This window comes from Candidatus Neomarinimicrobiota bacterium, assembly GCA_022560655.1.
GTDB lineage: Bacteria > Fidelibacterota > Marinisomatia > SCGC-AAA003-L08 > TS1B11 > JADFSS01.
On sequence record JADFSS010000104.1, the window covers coordinates 1 to 5,603 of the forward strand.

Sequence of the window (5,603 nt, forward strand, 5' to 3'; positions counted from 1 at the left end):
GAGACCCGACGAGGGCAAGCCCTCGATCGCGGTCCTACCTTTTGTGGACATGAGTCAGCAGAAAGACCAGGAATATTTCTGTGATGGGATGGCGGAGGAGCTCATTGATGGTTTGGCCAAGATTGAGGGCCTGCACGTGGTTTCACGCACCTCCGCCTTTCAATATAAGGGGACTGCTCACGATATTCGGAAGATCGGTGAGCAGCTCAACGTCGGGTCGGTGCTTGAAGGGAGTGTTCGGAAAGCGGGAAAGCGGCTGCGGATCACCACCCAGCTTGTCAATGTGGCCGACGGTTACCATCTCTGGTCCGAGAAGTACGACCGGGATCTGGAGGACGTTTTTGCCATCCAGGACGACATTGCCCAAACGATTGTCAACATCCTGAAGATCAAATTAGTGGGCGAACAAGCGGGGGTGCTGGTTAAACGGCCTACCAAGAACCTGGATGCCTATGACTACTACCTCCGCGGCAACCATTATTTATACCGGACTGGTGCCAGAAAGGATTTGCGCCTAGCTGTGCAGATGTTCGAGAAGGCCACCAATCTGGAACCCGGCTTCGCTCTGGCCTACGCCAGGCTGGGAGCAGCCCACAACGATTTCTATTGGCTCCATTTTGATCGGAGTAAGGAGCGACTGGCGCTGGCCAAGCAAGCGATAGTCAAAGCGCTGGAACTCGAACCAGACCTTCCCGAAGCACATGGGGCCCTGGGTGCTTACTATTACGAGGGCGAGCTGGATTATGACCGCGCCCTGAAAGAGCTAGCCATCGCCCAAGAAAGCCAGCCCAATAACAGCGAACTTGTGGCGACTCGCGGTTTTATTCAAAGGCGCCGGGGCGAGTGGGAGCAGGCACTGTCGAATCTCCAGAAGGCCTCAGAGCTTGACCCTCGCGTAAGCTTATTTGCCCAAGAGGTGGGAGATACTTACGGTTATATGCGTAACTACCAGGAGGCCGAGCGCTACCTTGACCGGGCGATCTCGTTGACCCCTGATTGGCTTTCTCCCTACCACTCCAAGGCCTGGCTTTACCTGCGCTGGGAAGGCAGCCCGGACAAGGCCCGGACAGTATTGGAGCAGGCGTCTGAGGCGATGGACTCCGCGGACCCGGTTATATTTTATCTCCGGGTTTTACTGGATCTGTTTGACGGGATCTACCAGGCGGCCCTGGAACGCCTTGCGTCGGCATCGTCAGAAGCCTTCGATTCTCAATTTTACTTTATTCCCAGGGATCAACTATACGCCCAGATTTACGGGTTATCGAACCAGCCAAGAGAGGAGCAAGCCTCTTACGAATCCGCTCAAAGCCTGCTGGAAATCAAAGTACAGGACCAGCCTGATGATGCGCGCTTCCACAGCGCCCTGGGCATCGCCTTCGCCGGTCTGGGCCGCAAGAAGGAGGCGATCCGGGAAGGCAAACGGTCGGTCGATTTGATGCCCATAAGCAAGGATGCCTTGAGGGGCCTATTCCGGGTAGCAAACCTGGCCCAAATTTATGTTATGGTGGGTGAACACGATGCGGCCCTGGATCAGATCGAGTCCCTACTGTCCATACCCGGAGAGTTGTCGGTTCCTCTACTCCGACTCGACCCGACCTGGGCGCCCCTGCGCGACCACCCCCGCTTCACTGACCTGCTGGACAAATACGGCGGCGCCCGCTGATGCCGTCCCCCCTCTCCACCTTCCTCCCCGAGCTCCGCAGGAGGGTCTTCCATGTGGCGGCTTGTTCGTAACTCCCGCTCACATTAAGTCCATCAAGATGGTGCTGCTGAAATAGTATTACGGTTAATGCTCTCCCTAATCCCGTTCATAATCCCACTGTGGTCAAGCGAGATTAAAAGCTGGGGTGCTGCTTCAGTAGGGAAGCCTACACAAGCATGAATAGGCCCTGGAATGATTGCACGGGCCTTTTCGTTTTAGAACAGTCGAGTATGGTGTTGAGGAACGTGATGTTGTTCGTAATAGCAGAATTGCTCTGATTTTGGTACGGAAAACGCCGATAAGGAATTTAGGTCACCGACTGTTTTGTTACATAGATTAAGGAGGATCCATGGCGATCCAGTTTCACCCCGACGTTGTATTTGCCAGACTCCAGCAGATTGCGTCCACCTGGAAAGTAAAATCACCCCGGCACAACAGCCCTGACGAAAAAACCGCCCCGACCGTGACAGGCCAATATGCCCTGATGGAGTACTATAACCTCCGCGGCATAATGCAAACGTCAAAAGACGGCTCAGGCACCCTTCTGGATACATTCTTGGAGACCCAAAAAGTAATCCATGAGCAGAGCCTGCTCCTCAGATCCGTTTTTACCGGCGCACTCCGGCTGGGTGATGATAAAACCGCTGCCGCTGAAGGGATCCCTGAATACTGGAATATGGAAGATACCGCTGGCAGAATATTCGCCATTGCTCTGATGGGATAGCAGGAAGGCAGTGACCGGGAACAATTCCCGGATAAGGCCGCCACGATGGTCAAGCAGGCCTACAACGAGGTCGGTTCTATGCTGGGCTTTGGATTTCCGGGATTAGTGATGGACACCAGGCAGGCGGTACTGGATGCCCTGGAGCAGTTTAAGGGCGGTGCCGCTACGAGCGAGATTTCTTTCGAGTAGGTATAGTCGGCTCTGATATATCCCGGTAGTCTCAACTAAACTTACCGCCAACCCACTTGAATGCATGGGCTGATATGTCTGTGTGACTCCATCAAGATGCTGCTGCTGAAGTAGATAAGCCCGCCTTTCAGGATTGAAATAGCCCTTCAACCGGATACCTGCCGGATACGCTGACAATCCCGCTGTCGGTTGGTCGCCGGATCATACGTCTGGCGGCACTCAGCCATTGTACTAACCTTGACTCCCGCTCTGCCCCTACTTGTTGATCCCCGCCAGGTCCAGCAAGAAGGCGTAATTGAAGGCCGTATCGCGGTAGCGCTTGAAGCGCCCCGATGCGCCGCCGTGTCCCGCTTTCATATCGGTCTTGATGATAAGCAGGTTGTCATCGGTCTTCAGCGCCCGCAGCTTGGCCGTCCATTTGGCCGGCTCCCAATACTGCACCTGCGAATCGTGGAGCGATGTCGTGATCAGGATGTTGGGATAGTCCTTGGCGGTCACCTGGTCGTAGGGCGAGTAGGAGAGCATGTAGTCGTAGTATACTTTGTCGTTGGGATTGCCCCACTCGTCGTACTCACTGGTGGTGAGGGGAATGTCGGCGTCCAGCATGGTGGTCACCACATCGACCCAGGGCACCCGGGTCACAATGCCCTTGAACAGGTCCGGCCGCATGTTGATCACCGCGCCAATCAGCAGCCCGCCGGCACTGCCCCCCTGGCCGAACAGGCGCTCGGGTGCGGTATAGTTCTCGGCGATGAGGTAGGTGGCGCAATCGATGAAGTCAGTAAAGGTGTTCTTTTTCTTGAGCAGCTTGCCGTCGTCGTACCAGGACCGTCCCATCTCCTGCCCGCCGCGGATATGGGCGATGGCATAGACGAAGCCCCGGTCCAGCAGGCTAACTCGCTCGGCGCTGAACGTGGCGCTCACGCTGCTTCCGTAGGAGCCGTAGCCGTAAAGCAGCAGGGGCTGGGAGCCATCCCGCTTGAGCCCCTTCCGGTAGACGATGGACAGGGGCACCAAAACCCCGTCCCGAGCGGGGGCATAGCGCCGCTCGGTAACGTAGTCGCCGGAGTCGAAGCCGCCCAGCACTTCGTCCTGCTTTAACAGGGTCCGCTCCCGGGTGACCATATCGTAATCGTAGATTGACGGGGGAGTGGTCAGGGATGTATAGCCGTAGCGCAGGATATGTGTCTGCGGGTCGGGATTGGTGCTGAAGTAGGCCAGATAGGCCGGCTCGCCGAAATCGAGGTAGTGGTCGCCGCTGCCGTCCCAGTTTACGATATGCAGATGGACCAGCCCGGCCCTCCGCTCCTGCACCACCAGGTGGTCCCGGAACAGCTCGAAGTTGCTCAGCAGCACGTCGTCCCGGTGGGGGATGACCTCCTCCCAGCTGGCCATGCCACTGGACGTAACGGGCGTGGACATGAGACGGAAATTTTTGGCCAAGTGATTGGTGCGGATATAGAATTTGTCGCCGAGATGGTCCAGATCGTACTCGTGGTCCCGCTGGCGGGCCTGGAAGAGTTGCAACTCGCCTAGGGGATCGTCGGCGCCCACATAGCGGTACTCGGAGCTAAGGGTCTGGTAGGAGGCGATCATGATGTAACGCTTGGAGCGGGTCTTCCAGACGTAGCTGGAGAAGGTCTCGTCGTCTTCCTGGTAAACCAGCACATCAGTGGACACATCGCTGCCTAAGGTGTGGCGCCAAATCTGGTACCAGCGCAGGGTCTCCAAGTCCTGTTTCGCATAGAAGATGGTCCGGTTATCGTTGGCCCAGGCCAGCATCCCGGTGACATTGGGAATCTTATCGGGATACAATTCGCCGGTGGCCAGGTTCTTCAGATGGACGGTATATATTCGCCGGCCTACCGTGTCGGCGGCATAGGCCAGAATCTCGTGGTTGGCGCTCAGCTCCACATCCCGGAGGGAAAAGAAGCCGTGCCCTGCGGCCAGGACGTTGGCATCCAAGTAGACTTCCTCGGCGCTTTCCAGCGAGCCCTGCTTGCGCGCATATATCGCGTACTCCTTGCCCTCCTCATAGCGGGTATAGTAGAAATAGCCGCCATCTTTGTAGGGCACCGACGAGTCGTCCTGCTTGATGCGGCCCTTGATCTCCTCAAACAGGCTGTTCTGCAGCTCCTCGGTATGGGCCATCACCTGGGCCGTGTAGCGGTTCTCAGCTTCCAGGTATCTGATGACCTTGGGGTTCTCACGCTCCCGGAGCCAGAAGTAGTTGTCGGTGCGGACATCACCGTGCGTCTCCAGCTGCTTGGGAATGATTTCCGCCTGGGGCGGCGCCATCACTGTCATCTGGACCATTGGTTCACTTTTGTTCATTCCGGGATGGCATCCAACGGCTAAAGTGGCTGAAAGGGCAATAACGGTTCTGGTCGCTACCGGCATGTGGCACCCGAAAAGTTGGTGATTTTCGGAATGGTGGAACTTACCATTATCTTCGATTAGCCGAGCATATAGCCCGCTTTTCAGGCCTGAAATAGCCTCCCACCCGGATACCTGCCGGATACGGTGCTTTTCCTATGGTCGGTAGGTCGCCGGATCCTTGATCTGGCGGCATAGGTGCCACGGTCATCGTTCCCAGGAACGCCTGAGAAGCAAAGTTAGGCACAAACGAGCAGCCGCCATCAAGTGGCCTTCAGCCGGGTCGCCTTGGGGCCTTTTGCTATCCCGCTACGCCACGCGTATATTTGACCTTAACACAGCCTTACCACAATGCCCCAGCAGTCCAGACTCTCTCTCTTCCTCAACGAGCTCAAACGCCGCCAGGGCTACGGAGTTGCGAAGCAGTGTATTGCCAGTAGGCGGCGACCTTGACGCAAACCCGCAAACTGGCCGCCATCATGTTCACCGATATCGTGGGCTATACCGCGCTGATGGGTAAGGATGAACAGAAAGCCCTGAAGCTCCTTCACAAGAATCGTGACCTTCTGAAGCCGCTAATTAAGAAACACAACGGGGAGTGGTTGAAAGAAA

Annotated in this window: 5 protein-coding genes; 4 read left to right on the top strand and 1 reads right to left on the bottom strand. The window is 56.5% G+C overall.

The window, feature by feature from the left end:
- The first annotated feature begins 49 nt into the window (after positions 1–49).
- From IH971_10655 to IH971_10665, 3 genes are all read left to right on the top strand, one after another.
- The gene (locus tag IH971_10655) at positions 50–1,663 is read left to right on the top strand and encodes a tetratricopeptide repeat protein (GenBank protein MCH7498297.1); all 1,614 of its coding nucleotides are present in this window, start codon (positions 50–52) and stop codon (positions 1,661–1,663) included.
- 388 nt (positions 1,664–2,051) lie between these two features.
- Positions 2,052–2,426 (top strand): hypothetical protein, encoded by a 375-nt coding sequence (locus IH971_10660; protein MCH7498298.1) that lies wholly within the window; start codon positions 2,052–2,054, stop codon positions 2,424–2,426.
- A gap of 45 nt (positions 2,427–2,471) precedes the next feature.
- On the top strand, positions 2,472–2,615 hold the full coding sequence (locus IH971_10665) for a hypothetical protein (GenBank protein MCH7498299.1): 144 nt from the start codon (positions 2,472–2,474) through the stop codon (positions 2,613–2,615).
- Between the two features lie 255 nt (positions 2,616–2,870).
- On the opposite strand, the gene IH971_10670 is transcribed toward IH971_10665, so the two are convergent.
- A complete protein-coding gene (locus IH971_10670) occupies positions 2,871–4,922 on the bottom strand; it encodes a S9 family peptidase (GenBank protein MCH7498300.1) in 2,052 nt (683 codons plus the stop codon).
- 518 nt (positions 4,923–5,440) lie between these two features.
- On the opposite strand from IH971_10670, the gene IH971_10675 reads away from it, so the two are divergent.
- On the top strand, positions 5,441–5,603 hold a 163-nt coding region (locus IH971_10675; GenBank protein MCH7498301.1), incomplete at its 3' end, for a hypothetical protein.